This window comes from Streptomyces sp. NBC_00306 (assembly GCF_036169555.1).
In the GTDB taxonomy this organism is placed as follows: domain Bacteria; phylum Actinomycetota; class Actinomycetes; order Streptomycetales; family Streptomycetaceae; genus Streptomyces; species Streptomyces achmelvichensis.
The window spans coordinates 4,473,180-4,498,026 of record NZ_CP108032.1 but is presented as its reverse complement, the minus strand read 5'-3'; the positions used below and the strand labels follow the sequence as shown (position 1 = coordinate 4,498,026).

The following is a 24,847-nucleotide window of genomic DNA, read 5'->3' as shown; positions in this document are numbered from 1 at the left end:
TTTCGGAGCTCAGCGCTTGGCGTGGCGGCCGCCGCGGGCCGGCGGGATGTCCGAGTCGGGCGCGGAGACCGCGGCCTTCTTGTTCTTCGAGCGGGCCCGCAGGAACTCGATCGCGATCGGCAGCACCGAGACGAGCACGATGAGGATCAGGATCGCCTCGATGTGCTGGTGCACGAACTCGACCTTGCCCAGTGCGGCACCGAGCAGCGTCACGCCCGCACCCCACAGGGTGCCGCCGATGATGTTGAAGGTGATGAACGAGCGGTAGTTCATCCGGCTCACACCGGCGATGATCGGCGTGAACGTCCGCACGATGGGCACGAAGCGCGCGAGGACCAGCGACTTGGGGCCGTACTTCTCGAAGAAGTCGTGCGCCTTCTCGACGTTCTCCTGCTTGAAGAGCTTGGAGTCCGGGCGCTTGAAGAGCGAGGGGCCGACCTTGCGGCCGAAGAGATAGCCGACCTGGTCACCGATCACGGCCGCCAGCACGATGAGCAGACAGACCAGCCAGAGCGGATAGTCGAGCTTGTTCGTCGTCACCAGCAGACCGGTGGTGAACAGCAGCGAGTCGCCCGGCAGGAAGAAGCCGATGAGCAGTCCGGACTCGGCGAAGACGATGACCAGCACGCCGATCAGGCCGAAGGTCCCGATCAGATAGTCCGGGTCCAGCCAGCTCGGTCCGAGCGCAAGGGTAGTCACGAGGTCCGGGCTCCTGAGTAGGTAGTCGTCGATCGGCTATCGGCATGTCGCCCGCACAAAACTATCAACGCATCGGGCAGGTTCCGCGTTCCGCCGGTGCGCTCAGGATGCACTGTGCCCCGGCTGGGACAAAGCTGTGCGTCATAGCTCCCGTCACCGGCTCACGAAAGGTGGACAAGATGGGCATCGAGGACTACGGCGGCGGTCAGCGCCCGCAGGCGGACGTCATCGTCGTGACCACGAACGACGTACCCGGGTACCAGGTGCAGGAGATCATCGGCGAGGTCTTCGGCCTCACCGTGCGTTCGCGTCACCTCGGCAGCCAGATCGGCGCCGGCCTCAAGTCGATGATCGGCGGTGAGCTGAAGGGTCTCACCAAGACCCTCGTCGAGACCCGCAACCAGGCGATGGAGCGACTGACCGAGCAGGCGCGGGCCCGCGGTGCCAACGCCGTGCTGATGTTCCGCTTCGACGTCTCGGAGGCGGCGGACGTGGGCACGGAGGTCTGCGCGTACGGCACGGCCGCGGTGATCGCGCGCCTGTGACGCGCGGGTCAGGGGGGTGTCCGGGCCCGGGCACGACCGCCGGGCCGGGAGTGCCGGGTCCGGAAGCCGGGGTCGTGACCGCCGGGCCGCGCGACCGTCGCCCCGGGGCCTTCCCTCACGCATCCGTACCGCCTCCTCACGTTGCGTGAGTGGGTCGCCCGTATGAGCCTGGAATCCGAGCGCACTGGGCGCGAGACACGAAGGGCGGCGAGCGCATGGCACTCCACAAGGGTGCGGACGAGTCCTCCGACAAGGGCGAGGAACACCGCAGGCTCTCGCTGAACCCGTTCTACGGGACGGCCGACCCGGTCAGTGGCATGACGACGGCTCCACCCACGCACCGGCTGCCGGACGGCCCTCTGCCGTCCATGACGGCCTACCGTCTGGTGCACGACGAGCTGATGCTCGACGGCAACTCCCGGCTCAACCTCGCCACCTTCGTCACCACCTGGATGGAACCGCAGGCCGGTGTGCTGATGAGCGAGTGCCGGGACAAGAACATGATCGACAAGGACGAGTACCCGCGGACGGCCGAGCTGGAGCGGCGCTGTGTGGCCATGCTCGCCGATCTGTGGAACGCGCCGGATCCCGCCAACACGGTGGGCTGCTCGACGACCGGGTCCAGCGAGGCCTGCATGCTCGCCGGCATGGCGCTCAAGCGCCGCTGGATGAAGCGGAACGCCGATCGCTATCCCGGCGCGCGTCCGAACCTGGTGATGGGCATCAACGTCCAGGTCTGCTGGGACAAGTTCTGCAACTTCTGGGAGATCGAACCGCGTCTGGTGCCGATGGAGGGAGATCGTTTCCACCTCGACCCGCAGGCCGCCGCCGATCTGTGCGACGAGAACACCATCGGTGTGGTGGCGGTCCTCGGCTCGACCTTCGACGGGTCCTACGAGCCGGTCGCCGAGGTCTGCGCTGCCCTGGACGCGCTCCAGGAACGCACGGGCCTGGACGTGCCGGTCCATGTCGACGGGGCGTCCGGCGCGATGGTCGCACCGTTCGTCGACGAGGACCTGGTGTGGGACTTCCGGCTGCCGCGGGTGGCCTCGATCAACACCTCGGGCCACAAGTACGGGCTCGTCTACCCGGGCGTGGGCTGGGCGCTGTGGCGCTCGCCGGAACTGCTGCCCGAGGAGCTGGTGTTCCGGGTCAACTACCTGGGCGGCGACATGCCGACCTTCGCCCTCAACTTCTCCCGGCCCGGCGCCCAGGTCGTGGCGCAGTACTACACCTTCCTCAGGCTCGGGCGGGCAGGCTACCGAGCGGTGCAGCAGACGACCCGCGACGTGGCGCGCCTGCTGGCGGACCAGTTCGAGGCCATCGACGACTTCCGGCTCCTGACCCGGGGCGACCAGTTGCCGGTGTTCGCCCTCACGACAGCGCCGGACGTGAAGAACTTCGACGTCTTCGACGTCTCCCGCCGACTGCGCGAGCGCGGCTGGCTGGTGCCCGCGTACACCTTCCCCAAGAACCGTGAGGACCTGTCCGTCCTGCGCATCGTCTGCCGCAACGGCTTCTCGTCGGACCTGGGCGCACTGCTGATGGAGTCCGTGCACGACCTGCTGCCCGAACTGCGCCGTCAGTCGCACCCCCTGGAGAGGGACACGACGACGGCGACAGCCTTCCATCACTGAGCCGGATCTCGCGGTCGGGGTCAGTGGCTGAGCCGGCGGAACCTCCGTACGGCCAGCGGGAAGAAGACCCCGACCAGCAGCACCGGCCACAGCACGGCGAGGAGTTGGGCGTGCTCGGCCGCCCACCCGCCGTCGACGGGGATGCCGGACAGGTCACGTACGGCGGTGGCCGTCGCGGACATGGGGTTCCACTGGACCGCCGCGCCCAGCCAGCCCGGCATCGACTCCGGTGCCGCGAAGGCGTTGGAGAGGAAGCCGACCGGCCACACCAGGATCTGCACGGCCTGCACCATCTCGGGTTTTCCGGCGACCATCGCCAGATGGATGCCGATCCACAGCATCGCGAAGCGCAGCAGCAGGAGCAGTCCCAGTGCCCCGAGGAACGCGACGAACGAGCCGTGCCAGCGCCAGCCGATCGCGTACCCGACGCCGACCATTACCAGCAGGCTGAGCGCCGACTGGAGCATGTCCGCCGTGCTGCGGCCGACCAGCACCGCCGAGTCGGCCATCGGCATCGAGCGGAACCGGTCGATCACGCCCTTGTTGAGGTCCTGCGTGACCGCGAGCATCGTCGCCTCGAGACCGAAGGCCATGGTCAGCGCGAGCATGCCGGGGACGAGGTAGTTGACGTAGGCGCCCTCGACGCCGCGTCCGCCGCCGATGAGATAGCCGAACATCAGCAGGAGCATCACCGGGAAGACCAGGCCGACGACGACCTGCACCGGTTGCCGCGCCCAGTGCGCGAGTTCGCGCCGGGTCATGGTCCAGGAGTCGGTGAGGGCATAGGTGCTCATGCCGAAGCCTCCTTCGTCAGATGCAGAAAGACCTCGTCGAGGGTGGGCCGGCGCAGCGCGACGTCCTCGGCGTCGACGCCGGCCGCCTCCAGCGCCCGTACGGTCTCGGTCAGTGCGGCCATCCGGTCGCTGACGGGGGCGCTGATCAGCCGCCGGTCCTCGTCGATGGTGGTCTCGCCGGGCAGCAGCGGCGCGACCCGGGCCAGGTCTGCCGCGTCGTGCAGGACCACGTCGATGCGGTCGCCGCCGAGCTTGGCCTTGAGCTGGTCGGCGGTGCCGTCCGCGACGACCCGTCCGGCGTCGATGACCGAGATCCGGTCGGCCAGTTGGTCGGCCTCCTCCAGATACTGCGTGGTCAGCAGAACGGTGGTGCCGCCGCCGACCAACGAGCGGACCGCGCTCCACACCTCGGCCCGGCCACGGGGGTCGAGCCCGGTCGTCGGCTCGTCGAGGAACAGCACCTGCGGGTCCGTGATCAGTGAGGCGGCCAGGTCGAGCCGCCGGCGCATACCGCCGCTGTACTGCTTGACCGCCTTGCGCCCGGTGTCGGCGAGCCCGAACCGCTCCAGCAGCTCGTCGGCCCGCACGCCCGCCCTGCGCGCGCCCAGATGATGCAGCCGCCCGAACATCTCCAGGTTCTGCCGGCCACCGAGTTCCTCGTCGACCGCGGCGTGCTGCCCGAGCAGTCCGATCCGCCGCCGGACGGCTGCCGCATCGGTCCGTACGTCGTGCCCCGCGACCCGCACCGTGCCCTCGTCGTGGCGCAGCAGCGTCGCCATGATGCGCACGGCGGTGGTCTTGCCCGCGCCGTTGGGCCCCAGCACGCCGTGCACCGTGCCGCCGGCCACCGTCAGGTCCAGTCCGTCCAGTGCCTTCTTCTCCCCGTACCGCTTGCGCGCGCCCTCGACGACGATCGCGTCCGTCATGCGTCTCCTCCAGCACCCTCAACATCAGTAGTCAAACTTGACTACAGGAGGGAAGGTATCCCCGGATCCGCAATTGGTCAAACTTGATTAGCCGACGAATCCCACCGGCCGGGACCGTCAGCCCAGATCGCCCTCGTGCGGCTCGCCCGTCGCATACGGGTTCTTCTCGCCCTCGGCAAGCACCCCGACGAACGGCTCGCCCTCACCGGCGAAGGAGTACGCACCGGCCTCGATCCGCCGGATCAGACCGCGCGTCCACTCGGCACCGAAGTCGGCCGAGGCGACCCAGAGGTTCATGATCTCGCCGATGTGACCGAGCGACTCGGGCCCCTCCTCAGGGGTGTAGTACTCGGTCACCGCCGAGCGCCACTCCTCCATGCCGCGCACTCGCTCCTCCAGGAGGGCCACGGCCTCCGCACGCTCCAGATCGACGATGAAGCCGACCGCCGCCGACAGGACGTCCATCTTCTGGTCGTACGAGGTCAGGGACTCCCGCAGCAGCTGAAGGAACTCCTCGGTGCCCTTCTCGGTGATCTCGTACTCGGTGCGCGGCGGACCGCCCGCCGTGGACGGCGCGATCTCATGGGCGTGCAGCAGCCCTTGCTTCGCCATCTGCTTGAGCGCGTGATAGATCGAGCCGGGCTTGGCGTTGGACCACTCGTGCGCGCCCCAGTACTCCAGGTCGTTGCGGACCTGGTAGCCGTGCGCCCGCCCGTGCTGACGTACCGCACCGAGGACCAGCAGACGGATTGCTGACATCAGCAGGGACTCCCTTCTATTCAACTTTGACTAGACTACGCGGCATGACCGAGAAGACCATCCCGCTCCTCCCGTGCCGGACGATCCAGCCGGTGGTCGACTTCTACACCGCCCTGGGTTTCGAGACGACTTTCCTTCAGAAGAGCCCCTACGCCTACGCGGTCGTCGAGCGCGGGCCCGTCGAGCTCCAGTTCTTCGGCATGAAGGCGTACGACCCGAAGGAGTCCTACTCCGGCTGCTACATCCTCACCGACGACGTCGACACACTGCACACGACCTTCCGCGCCGGCCTCAAGGCGGCCTACGGAAAGATCCCGCTGCGCGGGCTGCCGCGCATCGGGCCGCTCAAGGACATGTCGTACGGGGTGCGGCAGTTCCTGATGACCGACCCCGGCGGCAACTCCATCCGGGTCGGCCAGAAGATCGACGAGGACCAGAGCCATCGGCCGGCCCCCAAGGAGACGTTCGCCCGGGCCCTGCACATGGCGGACCTGTTCGCCGACTCCAAGGAGGACCTGCCGGGCGCGGCGAAGATCATCGACCGGGTGCTCGGGCTGGACGACGAACGGCCCACTCCCGTGCAGCTGTTGCGGCTGCTCGTCCTGCGCGGCGACATCGCCCTGCGGCTCGGGGACGAGGAGACCGCGCGGTCGCTGCTGGAGCGGGCGGCGGCGGTCCGGCTCACCGACGAGGAGAGCGCGTCGGCGCGCGACAGCCTGGAACGGCTGGCGGAGCTGCGGGCCTGACGCTGCACGCTCCCGAGGAGCTGCGGTCCTCAACCGTCCCGGCCGCAGCTCCGGCCCGCCTCGGCCCCGTGCGGGCTCAGCCCCAGCTCTGGCCGCTCTCCAGCGCCACCAGGTCGAACGCGCCCTTGCCGTCCAGCGATTCGCGGATGATGTCCGCGTGGCCCGCGTGCCGCGCGATCTCCTCCACGAGGTGCACCAGCAGCCAGCGCATCGAGACCCTTCCGTCCGCGGGGAACCAGGGCGCCTCGGGCAGCGGGAAGGTGTCGTCCAGGCTCGGGACCGAGCGGATGAACTCCTCGGTCTCCTTGGCGACCTGTTCCCAGAAGGCCAGCGTCCCCGGGATCGTCTCGTCGCCGACCAGACGGAAGCTGTCGTCCCACGTCTCCTCGGTGCGCGCCTTCTCGTTCGGGCGCTCCTGCGCCATGCGCAGCCAGTTCAGCTCCATCTCGGCGACGTGCTTGAGCAGCCCGGAGAGCGTGAGCCCGCTGGCGCTCGGGCGGCTCGCGGCCTGCTCCTCCGTCAGCCCGAGGACCGACCGGCGGATCGCGCCGCGCTGTGCCTCGACAAAGGAGAGGAGCGCACCGCGCTCGTCTCCACGGGCCTCCGCGGGAACGTGAGTGACCATGGTGTCCGCCTTTCCGGCTGATGCGAGGAGACGAGGGGCGACAGCTTCCGCCTCCTTCCGACACGACAGACACTACGGACCCTTGCGGACAGCTTCTGTCCTCAAGGGTCCGCGGCGAAGAAGTGATGCGTACCGGATCATCCGGGCGGGAGTACGCGACCCGCGCCCGGGCCCATACCCGCCTAGAACGGGAAGCGCGAGCGCCCGTGCTGCACCGAGATCCACTTCTGAGTGGTGAAGGCCTCGATCATCGACTCGCCGTTCAGCCGTCCGCTGCCGGAGTGCTTCTCGCCGCCGAAGGGCACGATCGGCTCGTCGTGCACGGTGCCGTCGTTGATGTGGATCATGCCGGTCTCAATGCGTTTGGCGATCCGCACACCCCGCTCGATGTCCGCGGTGTGCACGGCGCCCGACAGCCCGTACGGGGTGTCGTTGGCGATCCTGACCGCCTCGTCCTCCCCGTCGAACGGCACGATCAGCGCGACCGGGCCGAAGATCTCCTGGCCCAGGATCGGCGAGTCGGTGGCGATGCCGGTGAGCACGGACGGCGAGACCAGATTGCCCTCGGTGCCGCCGTACAGCAGGGCGGTCGCGCCGGCCTCGACCGTCTGGTCGACGAGCGCCGTCACCGCGTCGGCCTGCTGGGAGTTGATGAGCGGACCGATGTGCGTCGCCGGGTCCGACGGGTCGCCGACCTTCAGCGTTCGCACCTTGGCGACGAACTTCTCGGTGAACTCCTTCTCCACCGAGCGGTCCACCAGCACCCGGTTCGCGGCCATGCAGACCTGGCCCTGGTGCACGTACCGGCTGAAGACCGCCGCGTCGACCGCGTAGTCGATGTCCGCGTCGTCGAGCACGATCAGCGCGCTGTTGCCGCCGAGTTCGAGGATGGCGCGCTTGAAACTGGCCGCACAGACGGTGGCGACATGACGCCCCACCTTGTCCGAACCGGTGAAGGAGATGGCCCTCGGCACCGGGTGCTCGAGGAGCGCGTCACCGATCTCGGCTATGTCGGTGATGACGACGTTCAGCACGCCGGGCGGCAGACCCGCGTCCTCGAAGAGCTTGCCCACCAGCGAGCCACCGCAGATCGGCGTGTTCTGGTGAGGCTTGAGGACCACCGCGTTGCCGAGCGCGAGCGCGGGGGCGACCGACTTGATCGACAGCAGGAAGGGGAAGTTGAAGGGGCTGATCACACCGACGACGCCGACCGGGAGGCGGTAGACGCGGTTCTCCTTGCCGTCGACCGGCGAGGGGAGGATCCGACCCTCGGGCCGGAGCGCCAGCTGCATCGCCTCGCGCAGGAACTCCTTGGCGAGGTGGAGTTCGAAGGCCGCCTTGACATGGGTGCCGCCGAGCTCGGCGATGATCGTCTCGGTGATCTCCTGCTCACGGTCCTCGATGACGCGCAGCGCCTTCTCGAACACCGTCCGCCGGGCGTAGGGGTTGGTCTCGCCCCAGGGCACCTGCGCACGCTCGGCCGCGCGGTAGGCCTGGTCGACCTCGACAGCTGTGGCGACGGGTATCGAGGCGAGCTTCTCGCCGTCGTACGGATTGAAATCGATGATGTCCCAGGAGCCGCTGCCAGGCCTCCACTCGCCATCGATGTACTGGTGGGCCAGCTCGGTGAAGAAGGACATGTGATCCGATTCCCATCGCAGAAGCAGATGCCTGACGTCACGTCATCGTACTGTCGTTTCAGATCAGTTGGAGTAGACCACGCAGAACGTCACGGCTCTCGGCCGAATCCGGGCTGTCCTCCTGCAGACGCTTCATGACCCGCTCGTACTGGGCGACTTCCTCGCGCTTGTCGAGATACAGGGCGCTGGTCAGCTGCTCCAGATAGACGATGTCCGAGAGGTCCGACTCGGGGAACCGCAGCAGGGTGAACGCACCGCTCTCGCCCGCGTGCCCGCCGAAGCTGAACGGCATCACCTGAAGGGTGACGTTCGGGTTCTCGGAGATCTCGATCAGATGCCTCAACTGGCCCTGCATGACCTCGCGGTCGCCGTACGGCCGGCGCAGCGCCGCCTCGTCGAGCACCGCATGCAGATGTGGGGCGCGCTCCGAGACCAGCACCTTCTGGCGCTCCAGGCGCAGGGCCACCCGGCGGTCGATCTCCGCCCGCGGTGCGTTCGGGATGCCACGGGCGACGACGGCGTGGGCGTACGCCTCGGTCTGCAGCAGGCCGTGGACGAACTGGACCTCGTAGATCCGGATGTGCGAGGCCGCTCCCTCCAGTCCCACATATGTCTGGAACCAGCCGGGCAGCACGTCGCCGTAACTGTGCCACCACCCGGCGACGTTGGCCTCCTTCGCGAGGCCGAGCAGGGGTCCGCGTTCGGATTCGTCGGCGACTCCGTAGAGCGTGAGCAGGTCCTCGACGTCCCTCGCCTTGAAGCTCACCCGTCCCAACTCCATGCGGCTGATCTTTGACTCCGATGCGCGGATCGAGTAGCCGGCTGCCTCACGGGTGATGCCGCGCGATTCGCGCAGCCTCCTCAGCTGCGAGCCCAACAGGATGCGCCGCACCACGGAACCGCCACCTGGCCCTTCGGCCCACGACTCACCTGCGGTCACGACTCCAACCCTCCCCATCCATCGCCGTTCATCGCGTTCCGTCCCCTACAGCCTGGAGCACCCCCGAACCCCAAGTGCCGGATTCTGCCACCAAAACGCTTCAGCCCGTACTCATTCGATTACGGAAATGAGAAGCCCTTGGGAAGGCCGTGGGAGAGATCCGTGGAAGATATGGTCAAGAAACGGCACGGGGTCGGACAGGTCCGGCGCGTGCACGTGCATCTGCCCTTGCATCTGCCGTACGCATTCGGAACCATGGTCCTCGCGCACCTGCGTGCTCGTTCGTGTTGAAGCGTCACAGCCGCGATTCCCGGGAGTGCCTCGCATGGGGACGAATGGATCGACCATGCTCGAGCCGTTACGGCAGGGGCTTCCCCCTTTCGATCCCGCGGCAGTCTCCAGCAGCGCCTCGTGCTCCCTGCCCGCCCGCTACGAAGCGGTGCGCGGGGCACGCCAGTTCACGAAGGCGACGCTCGGGCAGTGGGAGCTGGCGGACCGTTTCGACGATGTCGCGCTGGTCGTCTCCGAACTTGTCACCAACGCCCTGCGGCACGCCCTGCCCGATGAGGCGCCGCGCGAGGTCCAGGGCCCGCCGGTGCGGCTGCACTTGATGCGCTGGACGAGCCGCCTGGTGTGTGCGGTGCGCGACCCGAGCCACGAGGGTCCCGGCGCGCGCGCCGGCGACGATGCCTCGTTCCCCGATCCATGCGGCGCCGCCGAGTCCGGCCGCGGCCTCTTCCTGGTGGACTCCTTCAGCGACAGCTGGGGCTGGCACCCGCTCGCCGGAGCACTGCACGGCAAGGTCGTGTGGGCGCTGTTCCGGCTGGGATGACGCGCGTGGACCCGCGAGACCGGGGGCGGACCCGCATCGGGGGGCGGGCCCGCCCCTCTTTTCTGATCCTCGAAGATCGCCCGGACAGGACCTACGCGGGTGCGATCAGGTGGTCGAACTCGCCGTCCTTCACACCGAGAAGCAACGCTTCTATCTCGGCGGGCGTATAGACGAGTGCGGGTCCATCGGGATGCCGTGAGTTACGCATCGCCACATTTCCCCCGGGCAGCTTGGCGAACTCGACACAGGAGCCCTGCGAGTTGCTGTGTCTGCTCTTCTGCCAGACGACCCCGCGGAGCTCCGTGGCCGCCATGCCGTTGTACGCGTGGTGCACGTGTCGCTCCCGGGGTACAAGGTGCATGTGTCAACTGTCCCGGATCATAGCTCTGTTCATATGCACTTGCATGAGCGCCCGCACGGGCAGATGCACGTGCACGCGGGGTGGCGTTTCGGTTACAGCTCCGAGGACGTCCTCCCCCGGGCCGAACACCCGCGCACAGGGAAGAGACGCAATCCGCGCCCTTCCGGCTCCGGCGAAACGCCGCCAGTCTCATGAGGTGTGCGTCACGCCCCCGCCGCGGCAGGACTACCCACGCGTCGGACCGCCGGATTGCCTCCGGAGGCGCGGCAGTTGTGCCTGGTAGCTTGGCGCGGTCTTGCAACCGACAAGGGGGAAGTCACGTGCACCAGCGAGTACGCATGTCGATGGCCGCCGCCGGCCTCGTCGCCGCAGCAGCTCTCGTACTGACCGGATGCGGCAGCGACGACGGCGGCGACTCGGGCGACAAGACGTCGTCCAGCGCGCCGACGCCGTCGGGCGGCGGCGACAAGCCGAGCGGTGACATCGAGGGCGCGTGGACCGGCAAGACCGACGGCAAGTCCGTCGACCTCGCCGTCACCGGCAAGAAGGCGGTCCTGGTGGCGGACGGACGCGCCTGCACCGGTGACCTGGCGGACATGGGCGGCGAGCCGATGCTGTCCCTCAAGTGCTCCGACGGCAACACCGACCGGACCATGGGATCGATCGAGTCCAACGATGGCAAGACCCTCGTCATCGCGTGGGACGCCGGCAAGAAGGACACGCTCACCAAGTCCGCCAGCGGCAAGCTGCCCGAGGGACTGCCCAGCACGCTCCCGACGGGCATTCCGACTCCCTGATCTCTCGCGTCACCGCCACGGGCCGCGGTCCCCGGCCTCACCGGTCACGGGTTCGCGGCCCGGCCCCTCCTCGTACCCCCTCGTCCTCCGGTTCCAGCGCCTCGGTCAGATCGTCCAGCGCCTCCGCCACCAGCCCGGCGCCGGTGTGCAGGACCGTGTCGGGTGCGCTCTCGCGGTCCCAGTGGTCGAGGGCCTCGTGCACCGCGTCCCACTGCGGGACCCTGCGCTCGCGCACCGCCGCGGCCGCCCGCTCGGTGTCGCGGCGCAGCGCTTCGGCCAGGTCCGCCGCCGCGGGTACGGGGGCGGCGTCGCTGTCGGGCAGATGCGCCTCCATCAGCAGGGCACCACGGCCGAGTTGGGAGATCGCCTCCCCTGCTCTCTCCGCGGCGTCGCGGGAGAGCCCCCGGTTCCGCACGGGCTCGTGCTCAGCCCTCTTCACCGACTCCCGCCAGGCGATACGGGCGTCGCGCGCGTCGAGCAGGGCCTGACGGATGTCCCCGCCCGCCCGGCCCGCCGGGTCGGCGTAGTGGTCCACGACGGCTGCCGCGTAGTCGCCGTTGGCGTGCAGCCAGTCCGCGAGACGATGACGCAGCCGTGGTGTCTCCCATGCCGGGTAGACCGCGTAGGCGATCATCGCGAGCACTCCGCCCGCGAGGGTGAGCAGGACCCGTTCGCGAACGGTCTGGTTCCAGTCCTCGCCTCCCATGCCCAGCAGGAGGACGACATAGGCGGAGATGAAGACGCTGGAGGCGATGTATCCGGTGCTCAGGACGAGGAAGACGCAGAAGGCGCACAGGACGGCCAGACCGCCGGAGAGATAGGTGCCCGGGCCGGCCCCCTGGACGACGGCGGTGGCCGCGCCGACCCCGATCAGCGTGCCGCCGAACCGGGCGACGGAACGGGCGTACGTCTGCGAGAAGTCCGGGCGCATCACCATCACGCAGGTCATCGGCGCCCAGTAGCCGTGACCGAGAGGCAGCGCGGTGCCGACGATGTAGCCGACCGCCGTGACGGCCGAGACCCGGCAGGCATGCCGCAGGACCGGGGAGTCCCGGTGGAGTTCCTCGCGCAGGATGCGCAGCGATCCCGGGACGAGCCGGATCAGCGGCGGGCGGTCGCGGTGCGGGCCCTCGGTGGTGCCGGCACCGCGGGCCGTCTCCGTCACGTCGTCGAGCAGGGCGGCGAGCCGGCGGGCCGCGCGGCGCGCGGGTCCGGTGAGAACCGCGGCGGTGTCGGGGGTCTTGAGCGCGGCCACCGCGGACGGCGGCAGTCGCAGCGGCTTGTTGTGCCGGACCGCGCGGGCGGCCTCGGTCAGTACGGAAGCGGCGGCGGTGAGGAGTTCGTGCACCCGGTCGCGTTCGGGGCCTTCGGCGGGGACCCCGACGGCCGGGTCGGCGAGGGCGGCGAGCACCGGGCGGATCCGCTCGGCGACGCCGCGCATCCCGTGCAGTTCGGCCGGGCGCCGGCGGGCCTGGCGAGGGGTGACGGCAGCGGCACGGCGGGCCTGCATGAGAGGGGCGGGGTCGAAGGGGGCGGTCGGGTCGTGGCGCAGCCGCCGTGCGTAGTCGGCCTCCGCGGCGAGGGCGTCGGCGAGCGCGTCGCGTTGGGCACCCCAGCGGCGTACGGGCAACAGGACGACGAGCGCGGCCTGGACGACCCCACCGGCCGCGATCACGGCGGCGTGGCCCGCCGCGGCCGCGACGGAGGTCGGGAGGGTGACCGTGACCAGCATGATCGCGACGTTGGAGGTGGCGATGATGCCGACGGTGGGCCCGAGGGCCCAGGCGAGTCCGGCGAGGAAGGTCCACAGCGCGAGCATCGCGACGAAGAACACGAGGTGGAAGGCGGTGAGATAGCTGATGAAGGTGGACACGGCGAGGCTCGCGCCGGACGCGAGGGCGAGCACCGGACGCGGCCGCCAGCTGCGCTGATAGGTGGCGATGGCGGCCTGGAATGCTCCGAAGGCCGCGCTGACGGCGACGACGGACCCGAAGAGCGAGAGCGCGCCCGCGACGACGAGGGCGAGTCCGAGTGCGCCCCGCAGCGCGACGAGGGGCTCGAGCCGCTGCCGTTCGAGGGTGAGCCCGGAGCGTGCGGTCTCCTTCAGGGCCCGGAGCCAGGACATGGGGCGAGAGTAGCGGCATGACGGGATGATGCGGACGATTCGGGCGGGGTCGGGGCGGCAAGGCCAAGGCGGTCGGCGGTGTGGCGGGACCTGCGCGGTCCTGCTGGTGCGTGGCCCCGGCGGCCGCGGTTGTCAGTGGTGCTGCGGGACCTGCGCGGTCCTGCTGGTGCGTGGCCCCGGCGGCCGCGGTTGTCAGTGGTGCTGCGGGACCTGCGCGGTCCTGCTGGTGCCTGGCCCCGGCGGCCGCGGTTCAGCGGTGCGGCCGCATCTGCGCGCTCCTCGTTGCGCCTTGTGCCCGGCAGCCGTGGCCGTCAGCGGTCCTGCGGGACCCGCGCGGTCCTGCGTGTACCTGGCGCCCGGCGGCCGGTTGTCAGCGGTCCTGCGGGACCTGCGCGGTCCTGCTGGTGCCTGGCCGCGGCGGCCTCGGTTGTCAGCGCATCTGCGCGCTCCTCGTTGCGCCTTGCGCCGGGTGCCCGGTGGCCGGTAGCCGGTGGCCGTGGCCGTCAGCGGTCCTGCGGAACCCGCGCGGGCCTCGTTGCACCCGGCCGACCGAGGCTGTCAGCGATCCTGCCTGCGTCTCACGCCGCACGACCGAAGCCGCACCAACGGTGCGCCCGCGCCTCGCGCGTCACGGCCTCCGGCCGTCAGCAGTCTCGCAACGCGCCTCACAGCGGAAGCCGTCCTGGTCCCGCGGGACCCGCGCCCGGTCCGCCCTCGCCTCGCGCCCACCCCGCGAGACCCGCGCCCGGCCCGCCCTCGCCTCGCGCCCAACCGCCCCAGCCGCCCCCGGTCGCCCGACCGCGGTTACGCCCGGCCGCGAAACCCGCCTCCGGCCCGCCCGTGCCTCGTGCCCTCACGGCCGCAGCTGACCCCGCTCCCGCGACACCTGCGCCCGGTCCGCCGCCGCCCTGCCGTCGAGCCAGCCCGCCTCGTCCGTCACACCCCGCACCCGTGTGGTCGTCGTCCGCGGGAACATCTCCTCCGTCCTGCCGGCCACCGCCACGTCGCGGGAGGCCAGCACCGGCAGGAGGTCCTCCGGGGCGGCGACGCTCTCGGCGGCCGCGGCGAGGCGTTCGCCGACGCGGCTCGCGTACGACATCAGGAAGGACTGCCGGAACGTCTTCGTACGCTTCCGGCCGCCCGCCCGCTGGGACGCCTCCGCGCGGGTCATCGCCGCGTGGCCCTGGACCAGCAGTGAGGTGTGGAGCAGCTCGACCGACTCCAGGTCGCTGTCGAAGCCGACCACCGTGGAGAAGCCGAACGCGCCGTTCCAGACGGCCCGGCAGCGGTTCGCCGTGGCCACCGCGTCCAGCAGGATCGCCTTCGCCGTCTCGTAGGGAGCGTCCACCCCGATACGGCAGGCGGTCGGAGCGTCCTTCGCATGGGTGCGGTGCGACACGGCGGCCTCGTCCACGCTGTGACGCGCCATCAGCTCCTGAGCCTTGGCGGTGAGCGCCTCCGCCTCCTCCGGGAAGCCCGTGGCCTCCGCCTTGGCGAGGAGGGCGCGGATACGGCCGAGCATCCGCGGCTCGTGCGGCGAGGGCGGCGCCGTGAAGGGCGTGCCCGGCACCGGGCCGACCGCCTCGATCGCGGGCAGCCCGACCAGCAGGCGGTAGAGCTCCAGCACCGCCGTGGCGTACGAGAAGCGGTCCGCGCGCCACTCGGGGCCCGCGAGCTCCGCGAGCTGTGCGGACCAGCGCGGGGGAAGGCGGTCGTAGCGGTGCGACTCTCCGGCGATGAGCCCCGACACCAGCCGCACATGGTGCTCGTCGAGGTCGCGCCGCACCAGGCGTACGACATCGGCCGGCTGCCAGCCGCGCTCCCAAGCACGCCGGACGAACTCCTCGCCGCGCCGGGTCACTTCACCGTCCACGCCGGGGTCCGCGGCGAGCAGCGACGCACCCGTGTCCAGCCCCGCGTCGCCCTGTGCGTACAGGGCGGCCGCGAACGCCTCGTCCACCGTGCCCACCGGTCCGCCTCCTTCGTCTCCCGTCGGCGTCCTCGCCGTCCGTGCTCCGACCGGTCGACCGCCTGCTCACCGATGATCCCAGGTAGGGCAGGCACTACCTCCAGGACGCCCCTCAGTGGTCGTGAACCCCTGGCCGCGCCCCGGAAGCCTGGACGCATGACGACGACCTCTTCCGGCGCGGCCGTACGGCTGACCGCCCTGCGCCGCGTCCACCGCGATGTGACCGCTCTCGACGGTGTGGACCTCGCCTTTCCCGCCGGCTCCTTCACCGCTGTCATGGGGCCGTCCGGCTCCGGGAAGTCCACGCTGCTCCAGTGTGCCGCCGGGCTCGACCGGCCGACATCGGGGAGCGTGGTGATCGGCGGCACGGTGCTCGACGGACTGAGCGAGCGGCGGCTGACGCTGCTGCGGCGGGAGCGCGTCGGGTTCGTGTTCCAGCAGTTCAACCTCGTCCCGTCGCTGACCGCCGCGCAGAACGTCGCCCTCCCCCTGCGGCTGGCGGGCCGCCGGCCGTCCCGTGCGGAGATCGGCGAGGCGTTGCGCCGCGTCGGTCTTACCGACCGGGCGCGGCACCGGCCCGGGCGGCTGTCCGGCGGCCAGCAGCAGCGGGTTGCGATCGCCCGGGCGCTGATCACCCGGCCCGCCGTGCTCTTCGGCGACGAACCGACCGGCGCGCTGGACACGTCGACCGGCCACGATGTGCTGCGCCTGCTGCGGGAAGTGACCGACCGGGACGGCCGGACCGTGGTGATGGTCACCCATGACCCGGTGGCCGCCTCGTACGCGGACCGGGTCGTCTTCCTCGTCGACGGCCGCCTCGCCGGCGAACTGGCCGCGCCGACCGCCGAGCGGGTCGCCGCGCACCTGACGGGACTGGAGGCCGTGGCGTGCTGACCGTCGCGCTGAGCGCCCTGCGCACCCACTGGGTCTCCTTCGCCGGCAGCTTCGTCGCCCTCGCGCTGGGCGTCGGGCTGCTGGCCACCATGGGTCTGGGGCTCGCCTCGACCGTCGGGGCGCCGGAACAGCCGCCCCGGCGCTTCGCCGCCTCGCCGGTGGTGGTGGCGGGCACGGACACCGTCACCGTCGACGGCGCCGGGCCGAAGAAGCTCGACCGTCCCCACCCTGTGGACTCCGGACTGCTGCGCGATCTGCAAGCGCTGGGCCCGGTGACGGCGGACGGCACCCCGAACGCCGTCGGCATCGACGCCCCTGCGGCCGCCGTGCGCAAGGTCGTCGGCGACCGGGCCCGCGTCCTCACCGGCGCCGGCCGACGGCAGTCCGACCCGGAGGCCGAACGGGACGCGGAGGCCCTGACGACCGCCAACGCCCTGCTCGGCACCGCGGGTGGCGTCACCGCCTTCGTCTCGGTCTTCGTCGTCGCATCGACCTTCGCCTTCGCGGTGGCCCTGCGCGCACGGGAGTTCGGGCTTCTCAGGACCACGGGCGCGACACCCGGCCAGATCCGCCGGCTGCTGCTGACCGAGGCCGCCGGGGTCGGCGTGCTCGCGTCCGCCGCGGGGTGCGCGCTCGGCGCGTGGGGGGCGCCACGGCTGGCGGAGGTACTGGTGCGGGGAGACGCCGCGCCACCGTGGTTCACCATCGGGGACGGGATCGTCTGGCCGTACTGGACGGCCTTCTCGACCGGCCTGCTGGTCGCGCTCTGCGGCGCGTGGGCCGCGTCCCGCCGCGCGGGGCACATCGGACCCATGGCCGCCCTGCGCGAGTCGGACGTCGACAGCGGTGTGCTGACTCCGGTCCGCCGCATCGCGGGGTGCACGCTGCTTATCGTGGGCGCGGGCCTGCTCGTGTGGACCCTCGCCACCGACCCGTCCGGCCTGCTGAAGCGCAAGACGTACACCACCCGGCCGATGGTCCTGATCACGGCCGTCGCCCTGCTCGCCCCGCTGCTCGTACGTCCGTTGGCGCGGGCGCTGCCCCTGCCCGGAGCCACCGGGCTGCTCGTACGGGAGAACACCGCCGCCGCCCTGCGCCGTACGGCCGCCGTCGCCGCACCCGTTCTGGTCACGGTGGGCCTGGCGGGCTCGCTCCTCGGCACGGCGGAGACGGTCACCGCGGCCAAGGCAGCGGAGGCACGACGGCAGACCTCGGCCCATCTCGTCGTCACAGGTGAGGAGTTGCGGCCCGTGCGGGTGCCGGGAGCGACGGTCTCCGCGAGCGCGTCGACCGCCGTGTTCGTACGGGAGGACGGCGCCGCGCTGATCCGGTCCGACGCGCGCGCGGTCTCGGACCCGGCCGCCTTCGCCCGCATCGCGCGGCTGCCGGTCGTCGCGGGCGATCCGCACACCCTCGACGACTCCTCGATCATCGTGAACGAGGAGTGGGAGCGGCACACCGTCGGCGAGCGGGTGACCGTCCGTCTCGGCGACGGGCGGCCCGCGTCGCTGCGCATCGCGGCGGTGATGGCGACGGGCACGGGCAACAACGGGGTGTATATCACCGCGGCCAACGCGACCGCGGCACGCACCGACCGCATCGACGTACGGCTGGGGTCCGGCGCCGCAGAACCGGCGGCGGTCCGGGAGGCGTTGCGGGCGAGCGGCGGCGAGGTGCGCACCGCGGATGCCTGGGCCGCGGCGACGCATCCTCGCACCAGCCCGAAGACCCGCCTCGGGCTGCTGGTGGTGCTCGGCATCGCCGTCCTCTACACGGTGATCGCCCTCGGCAACACCCTGCTGATGGCGACGGCGGTCCGCTCCCGCGAGTTCGGCTCCCTGCGGTCGGCGGGCGCGACGCGGGCGCAGATCCTGCGGGTCGTGGCGGGCGAGTCGCTGCTCGCCGTCGGGATCGGCGCGTTGCTCGGAGCCGCTGTCACCGCGGTGAACCTCGTAGGGCTCGGGGCGGCACTGGCGTCCCTGTCCGCACCCGTCACGGTGACGATTCCCTGGGGCACGGCCGGTGCGGCGGCAGGCGTGTGTGCGGTCGTCGCGTTGGCCGCGGCGCTTCTGCCCGCGTGGGGGGCAACGCGCCGGTGACGCACCGGGCGTGGGGCGTGGGGGTGGGGCACGTGACGGCCGACCGCGCTTCACACCCGGACAGGAACGAGCGCGGTCCTGCGCCGGTGGTACGCGACCGCCACGTACACCAGGAGCGGGGGCCAGGCGATCAACGGGAGGTAGCAGACCAGCAGCAGGGCGTTCTGCGCCGGTGAGCCGATGGACCCTTCGCCCAGTCCGGCCACGGAGGCGTAGACCGCCCAGCCGAGCACCGCGACCAGCCCGGCCGCCCCCGCCAGCGCGGCGGTCACCGCCGCCGCCGGCCGCACGCGGCGCCCCCCCAGCACGGGGACCCAGGCCGGCACGACCTCGCCCCACGACCGCACCAGTCCGAGCGTCAGCAGAGCAAGCGCCTCGGAAACGACGCTCAGCATGACGACGTAGAGCCCCTGACCCCAATGGGGCACGGAGTCCTCGGCCACCGGCAGCCCGGCGGCGAGGGCCAGCCGCCACAGACCGGACGGCAGGGTGATCAACGGTACGGCGTGGGCGGCGACGGCGACGCGGTACGGAACATTCGGCAGAGCTCGCATTCTCGGCATGTGTCGAGACTCGCCGCGGGGACCGGTCCGTCGCGTCGGCGCCGAGGAGAGTCCTGGTCCGCCGTGCGGGGGAGGCGGGGCGGTACCGGAGTCGGGGAGGGCATTGCGCGCGACCCGACGACGAGCCGAGCGCGGAGGCAGGCGCTCTGCCCGGCAACCCGCCCCGGTCGCCCGCCCGTTCAGACCCCGTGCACGCTCTTCTTCGCCAGCTCGTACGCCGGCAGCATCTGCTCGTGCTCCTCGCTGTCCATCCCGCCCAGGTGCAGCACGACCAGACCCCGCGGGGCGGCGAAGGCGAGCGCTCGTTCCTTCTTCGGTGCGTCGAGGAACTCGTCGGTGTTGAGGTAGGTCACCTCGGCCGCCGCGAAGCCGCCCACCGTGGTCTTCGTATACGCGACGTCCTTCTTGCTCTTGGACTCCTCGGCCACGAAGGCCTCCAGCGCCGCGCGCGGATCGGTGGCCCCCGCACCGCCGGTCCACACCCGCAGATAGCCGATGTTCCCGGCCGGCTTGGCGTCGATCTCACAGACGAGGGTCACCGGGCCGTGCTTCAGCGCACCGAACTCGGCGTCGATCCTGACCGCTTCCGGCGACCAGCCGGAGGCGAGGTCGAAGGCGACGGGCAGCACACACGCCGAGCCCTTGCCTCCGATCGAGCCGCCCTTCGCGACGGCGCCCGCCGGGGAGCCTGCCGGGGCACCTGCCGGGGCACCTGCCGTGCTCTTCCCCGTCGCCGTGCTCTTCGCCCCGGCCGCTGGCTCCTTCGGCTCCTGCTCCGCCGCACACCCCGTCACCACACCCAGCAGCAGCGCTGCCGGGAGCGCTCTCGCTCCCATGCGCCGCACCACACCTCGTACCACGAATCCCCACCCCTGGTTCCGTTCGGACCGACATGATCGATCCTAGAGATGCCGTCGGACCGTACGGGATCCGGGAGGCCGGGAAGCCGGGAGGAGCTGACGTGGGCGAGAACAAGGACCGCATGCTGGCCGGAGAGTGGTACCTCCCGGACGACCCCGAGCTGGGGGCGGACACCGAGCGGCGCTTCGCGCTGTGCGCCGCCTACAACGCGAACGGCGGCGCGGCACCCGCCGACCGGGCGCGGATCCTGGCCGAACTGCTGGGCTCCGTGGGCGAGAACGTGAACATCCGCCCGCCGTTCCAGTGCGACTACGGCCACCACATCTCCATCGGGGACCGGACGTTCATCAACGTCAACGCGGTCTTCCTGGACCCGGCGCCGATCACCGTCGGCGCGGACGTGCAGATCGGCCCGAACGTCCAGCTCCTCACCGCGACCCATGAACTGGACACCGAGCGCCGCCGCGCGGGCTGGGAGAAGGCCGAGCCGGTGACCATCGGCGACAACGTCTGGCTCGGCGGCGGGGTGATCGTCTGCCCCGGTGTGACGGTCGGCGAGAACACCGTCGTCGGGGCCGGGTCCGTGGTCACCCGGGATCTCCCGGCCGGGGTGCTCGCGGTCGGCAGCCCGGCCCGGGTGATCCGCACCCTCACGGACGCTACGGAGTGATCACGATCTTCCCGGGCGCATGGCCCGTCTCGCTCAGCGTCTGCGCCTTGGCCGCCTCCGCCAGTGGGAAGGTCTCCACGATCGTGACGCGCAGGGTGCCGTCGGCCGCCAGCCGGGCGTGCTCGAAGAGCGCGGGCTCGGGTGCCTCGACGGTGTTCGCGGAGAACGTCACCCCGTAGGTCCCCGCCTCCGGATCGGCGATGGTGACGATCCGCTCGGCCGTGCCGCCACGCAGCTCGATCGAGTCGGGCAGCGCGCCCTTGCCTGCCGCGTCGAACACGGCGTCCACACCCCGGGGCGCCACCGCGCGTACCCGTCCGACGAGCCCCTCGCCGTACGCCACCGGAGTCGCACCGAGGCTTCTGACGTAGTCGTGGTTGGCCGGGGACGCCGTGCCGACGACCTCCGCACCGGCCGCCACCGCGAGCTGCACGGCCGTCGCGCCGACCACGCCCGCGGCCCCGTGCACCAGCAGGGTCTCGCCGGACCGCACCCCGAGCAGGGCCAGTACCCGTGCGGCGGTCTCGGTCGCGACGGGCAGGGCGGCCGCGGCCGTCCAGTCCAGACCGGCCGGCTTCGGCGCATAGGACGAGCTCAGGGCGTACTGCGCATACGCGCCGGTCGCGGTCCACCCCAGGACCTCGTCACCGACCGCCGTGTCCGTGACGCCCTCACCGACCGCGTCGACGGTCCCGGCGAACTCCGCGCCCGGGGTCGCGGGGAGCGGGGTGGGGAACACCGCCTGCATCCAGCCGTTGCGGATCTTGTGGTCGAGCGGGTTGACGCCCGCCGCCGCGACCCGTACCCGCACCTGGCCCGGTCCGGGCTGCGGCTTCGCGGTCTCCACGAGACGCAGCACCTCGGGTCCGCCGAACTCCTCGAAGACGATCGCTTCCATGTCTGGCTCCTTCCGCCGTAACCAAGCCTTGCTCGCGGGACGGCCGGGTCCGGCCCGCCCTTGGGACGGTTGGACCTGGCCGAAAGGACAGCCGGCCCGGCCGGCCCCGGTCGTACGCTGGCACCCATGGAACTCACCGGGTCCACGTCAGCCGTGCCCGCGCTGGCCGCCGCCTACGACGTGGTCCGGCAGCCGCTCGGGCAGATCCTGCCCCGGCTGTCCCGGGCGCTGGGCGGTGTCGTCCCCCATGTGGCCGCGGCCGAACTGTCCACGCACTGCGCGCACTCCCCCTTCAAGACGGCCGGCGACAGTGCGCAGGCCGGGCGGATCACCGTGGCCGAACTGCATCCACTGGCCGCCTCCGTGACCGCGGGCGAGCCCTGGCAGGGCACGGTCCCCATCGGCGGGGCCGAGCACCCGGTGCTGGCCGTGACGAGCGACGCGACCCCGCGCGGGGCGCTGCTCGTCCTCGTACGCGCCGACGACAGCCCGGTGGCGGAGCAGGACTCCGCCGTCGTCCAGGCCATGTGGGACCTGGTGACCAGCCACTTCGACCGGCTCGCCACCGAGGCGGTGCCCGGGCCGCTGGCCCAGTCGCGGGCGGCCGCGGGTGAGCGGGCACGCGTGATCGCCGAGCTGACGGAGGCGCACGCGACCGCACTGTCCGGACTGCTCGGGATCCTGCGCAGCCGCGGCCTGGACGATGCCGCGGCCCGCGCGGCCGCCGTCGACCTGGCGGTCAACGCCCTCGTCGATCTGCGCTCGGCGCGCGAACTCGACCAGGCCGTCGCCGAGGAGCCCGCCGGTCAGGCCTTCGCCCGCCTCGCCGACTCGCTGCGGCCGATGCTCCGCTACAGCCCGGTCCGGCTGGAGCTGGGCGCGCCCGACTCGGCGCGGCCGCTGGCCAACGACGTGGCCCACGCGGCACGCGCCGTCGTCCGGGCCGTGGTGCTGACCGTGCTGGAACAGGACGGGTTGAGCCGGATGCACGTCGGCTGGACCCTCACCGACAACGAACTGCGGGCGACGGTACGGGACGACGGCCCGGGCAGGATCTCGTCGTGCACGCTCGAACCGCACCGGGTCACCGAACGTCTGGAGGCGCTGGGCGGTCGGCTCGACACGGACGCCGTACCGGGCTGGGGCACGACGGTCACGGCGACGATCCCGCTGGGGACACCCCAGTCGTCCCCCGAGGATCCGCTGGGCGCGCTCGGGGCGAGGGAGCTGGAGGTGCTGACGCATCTGGCCCGGGGGCACCGCAACCGGGTGATCGCGCAGGAGCTGCACATCAGCGAGTCGACGGTGAAGTTCCACGTCGCGAACATCCTGACGAAGCTGGGAGTGGCCTCGCGCGGAGAGGCGTCGGCGCTGTTCCACGCGGTGGCGTAGGGCAGTCGGGGCAACCGCGCCCGAGGGCCGCGGCGGCCCGAAGGGTCTCCAGGGGGACTGGTGCGGGCGGCGGTCGGTCCGGCGCGTGGTGATGCGAGGGGTTCCACTCGGCGGGCCGGGGGGGCCGGTTCGCGCGACGGCCCGTCCCGGGCCGCGGGTCGATCCGGTCCGGGCCACGGGCCGATCCGGGTCCGGCCGCTCGGCGAGCCCGGGGGGCCTGTTCGCGCAACGGCACGTCCCGGGCCAGAGGTCGACCCGGTCCGGGCCGCAGGTCGATCCGGTCCGGACGCTCGGCGGGTCCGCCGCCGTTGTCACACCCGCCTGCCACACTCGAATCCATGAGCGACCGATGGGCTCTGGCGGCTGCGGAGGGCGGTGGGGCGCAGCTCGTGCCCCTCGGCCCCGACGGCCTGCCCGCCGGGCCCGTCATCACGGAGCCCGACCTCGCAGAGGCCGTCCGCTCCCGGCCGGAGGTCGGGCGCTGGGTGTGGCGCTCGACCGCCGACATCTATCCCCTTCTGCTGTCGGCCGGCGTCAGGGTCGAGCGGTGCTACGACATCGAGGACGCTGAGCTGCTGCTGCTCGGCCATGAGGGACGGCTCGGGGAGCCCCACTCGGCAGCGGCGGCCCTGGCCCGGCTGCACAACGGCCCCGTACCCCCCGATCCGCCCCCGCGCGCCGCCGAACCGGGCTCGCAGTCCTCGCTGTTCGAACCCCAGCCGGTTCCCGTACCGCTGGAGTCCCTGCTGGAGGTGTACGCCGACCAGCTGCGCCGGCACGACGCCGCCGAACACCCCGGGCGGATGCGGCTGCTCACCGCCGCCGAGTCGGCGGGCATGCTCGTCGCGGCCGAGATGAACCTCGCCGGGCTGCCGTGGCGGGCGGACGTCCACCGCGGCGTCCTGCATGAACTGCTGGGCGAGCGGTACGCGGGCGGCGGCGAGCCGCGCCGGCTGGCCGAGCTGGCGGACGAGGTGTCGGCCGCGTTCGGCCGGCGGGTGCGCCCCGATCTGCCCGCGGATGTCATCAAGGCCTTCGCCCAGGCGGGCATCAGGCTGCGGTCGACGCGCCGCTGGGAACTGGAGGAGATCGACCACCCGGCCGTGAAGCCGCTGGTCCAGTACAAGAAGCTGTACCGGATCTGGGTCGCGCACGGCTGGAGCTGGCTCCAGGACTGGGTGCGGGACGGCCGCTTCCGGCCCGGGTATCTGCCGGGCGGCTCCGTCTCCGGCCGCTGGACGACCAACGGCGGCGGCGCCCTGCAGATCCCGAAGGTGATCCGGCGGGCGGTGGTCGCGGACGAGGGCTGGCGGCTCGTCGTCGCGGACGCCGACCAGATGGAGCCGCGCGTGCTGGCCGCCATCTCTCGCGACCCGGGTCTGATGGACGTCGCCGGCCACGACGGCGATCTGTACTCGGTCCTGTCCGACCGCGCCTTCTCCGGCGACCGCGACCACGCCAAGGTGGCACTCCTGGGCGCGATCTACGGCCAGACGTCGGGCGACGGACTGAAGAACCTGGCGGCCCTGCGGCGCAGATTCCCGCTGGCGGTGGCGTATGTGGACGATGCGGCCCGGGCCGGCGAGGAGGGCCGCCTCGTCCGCACCTGGCTCGGCCGCACCAGCCCGCGCGCGGCCGGCGCGGCCGAGGCCGACGAGGCGGGCATCCCGCAGGAGACCGCGGAACAACCGTCCCAGGACGGCGAGTTCACCCCGGGCTACGCCTCGTCCAATGCCAGGGCGCGCGGCCGGTTCACCCGTAACTTCGTGGTGCAGGGCAGCGCGGCGGACTGGGCACTCCTGCTGCTCGCGGCCCTGCGGCAGGCGACCGCCGGCATGCGCGCGGAGCTGGTCTTCTTCCAGCACGACGAGGTGATCGTGCACTGCCCCGCGGAGGAGGCGGAGGCGGTGGCGAAGGCGATCCGCGAGTCCGGAGAGCTGGCGGGGCGGATCGCCTTCGGGCAGACGCCGGTGCGGTTCCCCTTCAGCACGGCGGTGGTGGAGTGCTACGCGGACGCGAAGTGACTCCTCACCGCGACCGCGCCGACGGACCGGCGGCCGGACGACCGAGGACGG

At 71.8% G+C, this 24,847-nt stretch carries 23 protein-coding genes; 10 read left to right on the top strand and 13 right to left on the bottom strand.

What is annotated here, in order from left to right; genetic code table 11:
* Positions 1–9: 9 nt before the first annotated feature.
* Positions 10–699 carry a DedA family protein gene (locus OHA05_RS20040; protein WP_313944963.1) on the bottom strand — a complete coding sequence of 230 codons (690 nt, stop codon included), beginning with the start codon at positions 697–699 and terminating at the stop codon, positions 10–12.
* A 179-nt stretch (positions 700–878) separates the two neighbouring features.
* Between OHA05_RS20040 and OHA05_RS20035 the strand changes: the two genes are divergently transcribed.
* Both OHA05_RS20035 and OHA05_RS20030 read left to right on the top strand, forming a co-directional pair.
* Entirely contained in the window at positions 879–1,244 is a 366-nt protein-coding gene (locus OHA05_RS20035; protein WP_313944964.1) for a YbjQ family protein, read from the top strand.
* Between the two features lie 215 nt (positions 1,245–1,459).
* Positions 1,460–2,881 (top strand): glutamate decarboxylase, encoded by a 1,422-nt coding sequence (locus OHA05_RS20030; RefSeq protein ID WP_313944965.1) that lies wholly within the window; start codon positions 1,460–1,462, stop codon positions 2,879–2,881.
* Positions 2,882–2,901: 20 nt separating this feature from the next.
* Here OHA05_RS20030 and OHA05_RS20025 read toward each other — a convergent pair whose 3' ends face one another.
* From OHA05_RS20025 to OHA05_RS20015, 3 genes are all read right to left on the bottom strand, one after another.
* Positions 2,902–3,675 carry an ABC transporter permease gene (locus OHA05_RS20025; RefSeq protein WP_313944966.1) on the bottom strand — a complete coding sequence of 258 codons (774 nt, stop codon included), beginning with the start codon at positions 3,673–3,675 and terminating at the stop codon, positions 2,902–2,904.
* Entirely contained in the window at positions 3,672–4,601 is a 930-nt protein-coding gene (locus OHA05_RS20020) for an ATP-binding cassette domain-containing protein (protein ID WP_313944967.1), read from the bottom strand. The genes OHA05_RS20025 and OHA05_RS20020 overlap by 4 nt, the downstream gene beginning before the upstream one ends.
* A 117-nt stretch (positions 4,602–4,718) precedes the next feature.
* Positions 4,719–5,360 carry a PadR family transcriptional regulator gene (locus OHA05_RS20015; RefSeq protein WP_313944968.1) on the bottom strand — a complete coding sequence of 214 codons (642 nt, stop codon included), beginning with the start codon at positions 5,358–5,360 and terminating at the stop codon, positions 4,719–4,721.
* A 44-nt stretch (positions 5,361–5,404) separates the two neighbouring features.
* Here OHA05_RS20015 and OHA05_RS20010 point away from each other — a divergent pair, with 44 nt between their 5' ends.
* Entirely contained in the window at positions 5,405–6,106 is a 702-nt protein-coding gene (locus OHA05_RS20010) for a bleomycin resistance protein (protein ID WP_313944969.1), read from the top strand.
* 76 nt (positions 6,107–6,182) lie between these two features.
* On the opposite strand, the gene OHA05_RS20005 is transcribed toward OHA05_RS20010, so the two are convergent.
* From OHA05_RS20005 to OHA05_RS19995, 3 genes are all read right to left on the bottom strand, one after another.
* A complete protein-coding gene (locus tag OHA05_RS20005; RefSeq protein WP_313944970.1) occupies positions 6,183–6,731 on the bottom strand; it encodes a DinB family protein in 549 nt (182 codons plus the stop codon).
* Between the two features lie 182 nt (positions 6,732–6,913).
* On the bottom strand, positions 6,914–8,371 hold the full coding sequence (locus OHA05_RS20000; RefSeq protein WP_328861350.1) for an aldehyde dehydrogenase family protein: 1,458 nt from the start codon (positions 8,369–8,371) through the stop codon (positions 6,914–6,916).
* A gap of 58 nt (positions 8,372–8,429) precedes the next feature.
* The gene (locus tag OHA05_RS19995) at positions 8,430–9,311 is read right to left on the bottom strand and encodes a helix-turn-helix domain-containing protein (protein ID WP_383231943.1); all 882 of its coding nucleotides are present in this window, start codon (positions 9,309–9,311) and stop codon (positions 8,430–8,432) included.
* A gap of 325 nt (positions 9,312–9,636) precedes the next feature.
* Here OHA05_RS19995 and OHA05_RS19990 point away from each other — a divergent pair, with 325 nt between their 5' ends.
* Positions 9,637–10,143, top strand: coding sequence for an ATP-binding protein (locus OHA05_RS19990; RefSeq protein ID WP_313944973.1), 507 nt, complete (start codon positions 9,637–9,639; stop codon positions 10,141–10,143).
* Between the two features lie 91 nt (positions 10,144–10,234).
* Here OHA05_RS19990 and OHA05_RS19985 read toward each other — a convergent pair whose 3' ends face one another.
* Positions 10,235–10,477 carry a DUF397 domain-containing protein gene (locus OHA05_RS19985; RefSeq protein ID WP_313948922.1) on the bottom strand — a complete coding sequence of 81 codons (243 nt, stop codon included), beginning with the start codon at positions 10,475–10,477 and terminating at the stop codon, positions 10,235–10,237.
* 347 nt (positions 10,478–10,824) lie between these two features.
* Here OHA05_RS19985 and OHA05_RS19980 point away from each other — a divergent pair, with 347 nt between their 5' ends.
* Complete coding sequence (locus OHA05_RS19980) at positions 10,825–11,301, top strand: hypothetical protein (RefSeq protein WP_384441757.1); 477 nt, start codon at positions 10,825–10,827, stop codon at positions 11,299–11,301.
* Positions 11,302–11,338: 37 nt separating this feature from the next.
* Here the strand turns inward: OHA05_RS19980 and OHA05_RS19975 are convergent, their stop codons facing one another.
* The gene (locus tag OHA05_RS19975) at positions 11,339–13,426 is read right to left on the bottom strand and encodes an FUSC family protein (RefSeq protein WP_328861349.1); all 2,088 of its coding nucleotides are present in this window, start codon (positions 13,424–13,426) and stop codon (positions 11,339–11,341) included.
* Positions 13,427–14,279: 853 nt separating this feature from the next.
* Positions 14,280–15,386 (bottom strand): DUF2786 domain-containing protein, encoded by a 1,107-nt coding sequence (locus OHA05_RS19970; protein ID WP_443043841.1) that lies wholly within the window; start codon positions 15,384–15,386, stop codon positions 14,280–14,282.
* Positions 15,387–15,551: 165 nt separating this feature from the next.
* On the opposite strand from OHA05_RS19970, the gene OHA05_RS19965 reads away from it, so the two are divergent.
* Together OHA05_RS19965 and OHA05_RS19960 are read left to right on the top strand one after the other, a co-directional pair.
* A complete protein-coding gene (locus tag OHA05_RS19965) occupies positions 15,552–16,289 on the top strand; it encodes an ABC transporter ATP-binding protein (RefSeq protein ID WP_328861347.1) in 738 nt (245 codons plus the stop codon).
* Complete coding sequence (locus OHA05_RS19960; protein WP_328861346.1) at positions 16,283–18,388, top strand: ABC transporter permease; 2,106 nt, start codon at positions 16,283–16,285, stop codon at positions 18,386–18,388. Before OHA05_RS19965 ends, OHA05_RS19960 begins: the two co-directional genes overlap by 7 nt.
* A gap of 50 nt (positions 18,389–18,438) precedes the next feature.
* On the opposite strand, the gene OHA05_RS19955 is transcribed toward OHA05_RS19960, so the two are convergent.
* Both OHA05_RS19955 and OHA05_RS19950 read right to left on the bottom strand, forming a co-directional pair.
* Positions 18,439–18,951 carry a hypothetical protein gene (locus tag OHA05_RS19955; RefSeq protein WP_328861345.1) on the bottom strand — a complete coding sequence of 171 codons (513 nt, stop codon included), beginning with the start codon at positions 18,949–18,951 and terminating at the stop codon, positions 18,439–18,441.
* A gap of 179 nt (positions 18,952–19,130) precedes the next feature.
* On the bottom strand, positions 19,131–19,787 hold the full coding sequence (locus OHA05_RS19950) for a lipoprotein (RefSeq protein ID WP_328861344.1): 657 nt from the start codon (positions 19,785–19,787) through the stop codon (positions 19,131–19,133).
* Between the two features lie 125 nt (positions 19,788–19,912).
* On the opposite strand from OHA05_RS19950, the gene OHA05_RS19945 reads away from it, so the two are divergent.
* Positions 19,913–20,482: a sugar O-acetyltransferase gene (locus OHA05_RS19945; protein ID WP_328861343.1), complete on the top strand. Its 570-nt coding sequence runs from the start codon at positions 19,913–19,915 to the stop codon at positions 20,480–20,482.
* On the opposite strand, the gene OHA05_RS19940 is transcribed toward OHA05_RS19945, so the two are convergent.
* The gene (locus tag OHA05_RS19940) at positions 20,472–21,380 is read right to left on the bottom strand and encodes an NADP-dependent oxidoreductase (RefSeq protein ID WP_328861342.1); all 909 of its coding nucleotides are present in this window, start codon (positions 21,378–21,380) and stop codon (positions 20,472–20,474) included. The two genes, OHA05_RS19945 and OHA05_RS19940, sit on opposite strands and share 11 nt — an antisense overlap.
* Positions 21,381–21,506: 126 nt before the next feature.
* On the opposite strand from OHA05_RS19940, the gene OHA05_RS19935 reads away from it, so the two are divergent.
* Both OHA05_RS19935 and OHA05_RS19930 read left to right on the top strand, forming a co-directional pair.
* On the top strand, positions 21,507–22,772 hold the full coding sequence (locus OHA05_RS19935; protein WP_328861341.1) for a helix-turn-helix transcriptional regulator: 1,266 nt from the start codon (positions 21,507–21,509) through the stop codon (positions 22,770–22,772).
* Between the two features lie 338 nt (positions 22,773–23,110).
* A complete protein-coding gene (locus OHA05_RS19930) occupies positions 23,111–24,796 on the top strand; it encodes a bifunctional 3'-5' exonuclease/DNA polymerase (RefSeq protein WP_328861340.1) in 1,686 nt (561 codons plus the stop codon).
* Positions 24,797–24,847: the final 51 nt, after the last annotated feature.

Excerpts from the sequence above, each read along its gene's own strand:
- OHA05_RS20035 (WP_313944964.1), top strand. The coding sequence starts at position 879 with ATGGGCATCGAGGACTACGGCGGCGGTCAGCGCCCGCAGGCGGACGTC.
- OHA05_RS20030 (WP_313944965.1), top strand. The coding sequence starts at position 1,460 with ATGGCACTCCACAAGGGTGCGGACGAGTCCTCCGACAAGGGCGAGGAA.
- OHA05_RS20025 (WP_313944966.1), bottom strand. The coding sequence starts at position 3,675 with ATGAGCACCTATGCCCTCACCGACTCCTGGACCATGACCCGGCGCGAA.
- OHA05_RS20020 (WP_313944967.1), bottom strand. The coding sequence starts at position 4,601 with ATGACGGACGCGATCGTCGTCGAGGGCGCGCGCAAGCGGTACGGGGAG.
- OHA05_RS20015 (WP_313944968.1), bottom strand. The coding sequence starts at position 5,360 with ATGTCAGCAATCCGTCTGCTGGTCCTCGGTGCGGTACGTCAGCACGGG.
- OHA05_RS20010 (WP_313944969.1), top strand. The coding sequence starts at position 5,405 with ATGACCGAGAAGACCATCCCGCTCCTCCCGTGCCGGACGATCCAGCCG.
- OHA05_RS20005 (WP_313944970.1), bottom strand. The coding sequence starts at position 6,731 with ATGGTCACTCACGTTCCCGCGGAGGCCCGTGGAGACGAGCGCGGTGCG.
- OHA05_RS20000 (WP_328861350.1), bottom strand. The coding sequence starts at position 8,371 with ATGTCCTTCTTCACCGAGCTGGCCCACCAGTACATCGATGGCGAGTGG.
- OHA05_RS19990 (WP_313944973.1), top strand. The coding sequence starts at position 9,637 with ATGGGGACGAATGGATCGACCATGCTCGAGCCGTTACGGCAGGGGCTT.
- OHA05_RS19975 (WP_328861349.1), bottom strand. The coding sequence starts at position 13,426 with ATGTCCTGGCTCCGGGCCCTGAAGGAGACCGCACGCTCCGGGCTCACC.
- OHA05_RS19965 (WP_328861347.1), top strand. The coding sequence starts at position 15,552 with ATGACGACGACCTCTTCCGGCGCGGCCGTACGGCTGACCGCCCTGCGC.
- OHA05_RS19955 (WP_328861345.1), bottom strand. The coding sequence starts at position 18,951 with ATGCCGAGAATGCGAGCTCTGCCGAATGTTCCGTACCGCGTCGCCGTC.
- OHA05_RS19950 (WP_328861344.1), bottom strand. The coding sequence starts at position 19,787 with ATGGGAGCGAGAGCGCTCCCGGCAGCGCTGCTGCTGGGTGTGGTGACG.
- OHA05_RS19940 (WP_328861342.1), bottom strand. The coding sequence starts at position 21,380 with ATGGAAGCGATCGTCTTCGAGGAGTTCGGCGGACCCGAGGTGCTGCGT.
- OHA05_RS19935 (WP_328861341.1), top strand. The coding sequence starts at position 21,507 with ATGGAACTCACCGGGTCCACGTCAGCCGTGCCCGCGCTGGCCGCCGCC.
- OHA05_RS19930 (WP_328861340.1), top strand. The coding sequence starts at position 23,111 with ATGAGCGACCGATGGGCTCTGGCGGCTGCGGAGGGCGGTGGGGCGCAG.